Annotated in this window: 2 protein-coding genes; both read left to right on the top strand. The window is 40.5% G+C overall.

Translation table 11 applies throughout. The annotated features are described in order from the left end of the window. Positions 1-331: 331 nt before the first annotated feature. Positions 332-2,284 carry a glycosyltransferase family 39 protein gene (locus F6K52_RS34850; protein WP_293089550.1) on the top strand — a complete coding sequence of 651 codons (1,953 nt, stop codon included), beginning with the start codon at positions 332-334 and terminating at the stop codon, positions 2,282-2,284. Between the two features lie 308 nt (positions 2,285-2,592). Beyond that, the coding region (locus F6K52_RS34845) for a metallophosphoesterase (RefSeq protein WP_293089548.1) at positions 2,593-2,935 on the top strand (343 nt) is incomplete at its 3' end.

The following is a 2,935-nucleotide window of genomic DNA, read 5'->3' as shown; positions in this document are numbered from 1 at the left end:
CTCGGTTTGGCTTTGAACCGGAAATTACTGCTAAGGTTGCTAAAAAGAAATGCCGTATCTATGAAGTAGGAATATCTTACTATGGTCGCACTTACGAAGAAGGTAAAAAAATTGGCTGGAGGGATGGGTTTAGGGCAATATTCTGTATCTTAAAATACAATCTTTTTCGTTAGTCATAATCCGATGGTGGGCAGTGCCGAGCCACCCGATTACAAACTCTGGAATCTGTCTGATACACTGCCCACCCTACATGAACTCCCTGCTCCCTGCTCCCTGCTCCCTGCTCCCTAAAAACCAGAAATTTGTACCTCACAAGTCGTAAAATTGCTATATGTTGGCTTTGCTCCCTCTGATTACCTTCACTGTTTTATTTATCTTCATCTATCGTTACAATTATTGCTGGCGTAGTTCCCTATTGTGGGCAGCTATTACCTGGGGAGTCTTGTTAACCTTTATCACTGAAGTTTTAAGTTTATTTAAGTTAATTACTTGGGGTTGGATAGCAGGTATCTGGGGTTTACTGAGTCTGACGTTGATTGTTGCTTACTTTCGGACTTTTAAACCAGAACGAGTCACCCGCACCGAGGATTCACAACATGGGAATGACCAAATCTCTGGTTTTTTACTTGTCTTACTTGGAGGTATAGGATTTCTGGTCGCTATCGTAGGCTTAACTGCTATGGTTGCGCCTCCCAACACCTGGGATTCCATGACTTACCACATGAGTCGTGTGCTTCATTGGATGCAGCATCACAGTGTTGCTCATTATCCTACCCATATTTCCAGACAGCTTTACCAAAACCCTTGGGCTGAATTCACGATAATGCATTTTCAACTCCTGAGTAGAAGCGATCGCTTAGCTAATCTTGTCCAATGGTTCAGTATGATTGGTAGCGTGATTGGGGTATCTCTGATTGCTAAACAACTGGGAGCGAGTATACGAGGACAAGTTTTTGCTGCTGTCGTCGCTGCGACTATTCCGATGGGAATTCTACAAGGGTCAAGTACCCAGAATGATTATGTGGTTTCGTTCTGGGTGATTTGTTTGGCATACTTTATTCTTTTGACTCTCAAATCCAGAGTTAGCTGGATTAATATAGTAGGGGTTGGTGCTACCATGGGCATGGCTATTGTTACGAAAGCAACAGCCTATATTTATACATTCCCCTTATTTATCTGGTTTTCACTGATGATGATTAAGCGCCTACGTTGGCGATGGTGGAAGCCAATTTTAGCGGTAGGGATTATTGTTATTTTACTTAATCTTGGTCACTATATCCGTAACTTGGACTTGTATGGCACTCCAATTGCTACGGCGTCAGAAGAACTACGATATACTAATGAAACTTTTACAGCCTCAGTCTTAGTATCCAATATTTTGAGAAATATTGGTCTTCACCTGGGAACACCGATTGGGATTATTAATGGTATCTCCAATAAGATAATTAATTTATTCCATCTCGTTTTAAGTGTAGATATTAGTGACCCCCGCACTACCTATACCAAAAAGTTTGGGATTCCTGGTGGATTATCAACTCTGGGAATTAATGCTACAGAAAACAACACTAGCAATACCCTTCATCTAGTTTTAATCGTTTTCTCTGTCATCGCTTGTTTCATCCAACGACAGGGTCGAAAGCAACGCTATATAATCAGTTATATTGCTGTAATTAGTAGCATATTTATGCTATTTTGTTTCCTGTTGAAATGGCAATGGTGGAATAGTCGGCTTCATTTACCAATTTTTTTACTTTTTTCTGCAGTAGTCGGAATAGTATTGTCCCAAATTAAGCTACCTCAAGTTGCCAATGTGATAGCAGTGGTTCTGATCATGACATCTTTACCATGGGCATTATCTGGTAGAGAAAGACCGCTTGTGGGCGCTAACAGTATTTTCAACACTAGCCGTACTGAGCAATATTTTAACAGTAGGTCTCGAATCAAATCAGGTTACCTCGGTGCTATTGATGTGTTTAAAAGTAGTCAATGTACAGATATTGGACTGTATTTAGGTGACAATGACTGGGAATACCCATTGTGGATACTGTTACAAGAACAGACTGATTCACCAGTGAGGATTGAACATATAAACGTTAAGAATATATCAGCCAGTAAATCTGAACTTTCCAGCAATAGCAAATTTATTCCTTGTGCAATTTTTTCAACTAAACCTGAACCTGATAAAACGAACCAAGCTGAGGAAATAACTTACCAAAATAGAATTTATCCTCAAGCTTGGTCAAAAGACAATGTCAAAATTTTTATTAATCCAAAAAAATCCTGATTTTATCTGTAATTAAAAATTATATTTTAAGCGGTCAGCGGTCAGCGGTCAGCGGTCAGCGGTCAGCTTACTTAAAATAAACCTTGAACCGGAGAATTTAATAGTTCGAGATTAATGAGAATTGAAAGTCTGGGTAAAAGCCCAAAGGGCAAGGCCAAGGCTTACCTCTTGTATTCTTAACGGTTTGCTACTCTAGCGTCGCCACAGGCTCAAAGCTGAATGCTGAATGCTGAATGCTGAATGCTTACGATAACTGATAGCTGATAGCTGATAGCTGATAGCTAAGCTATGCTGGAAGCAAGTGTTTAATGACCCTCACGATTAGCTGGATGAATTGGATATTTTCAGAACCCTTAAGGGTAGAAAAAATCACCGTTGCGATCGCTGATTTACCTACGTCATTGCGAGGTACAAAGCTTGTACAACTATCCGATTTACATTATGATCGACAGCAGTTACGAGAAAATATCTTAGCTGACGCTATTGAAGCCGCTAATCAAGCTGAACCTGATCTCGTCGTGTTAACTGGGGACTACGTAACCAATAGCCCAACTCCTATTCATCTACTAGTGCGGCGATTGAAGCACCTGGAAAGTCGCCATGGCATCTATGCTGTATTGGGTAACCATGATTTAGTCTGGGCTCATTCCA

Source organism: Moorena sp. SIO3H5 (genome assembly GCF_010692395.1).
GTDB lineage: Bacteria > Cyanobacteriota > Cyanobacteriia > Cyanobacteriales > Coleofasciculaceae > Moorena.
This window is presented reverse-complemented; position numbering and strand designations above follow the sequence as displayed.

Coding starts and splice junctions, on each gene's coding strand:
- F6K52_RS34850 (WP_293089550.1), top strand. CDS start 332: ATGTTGGCTTTGCTCCCTCTGATTACCTTCACTGTTTTATTTATCTTC.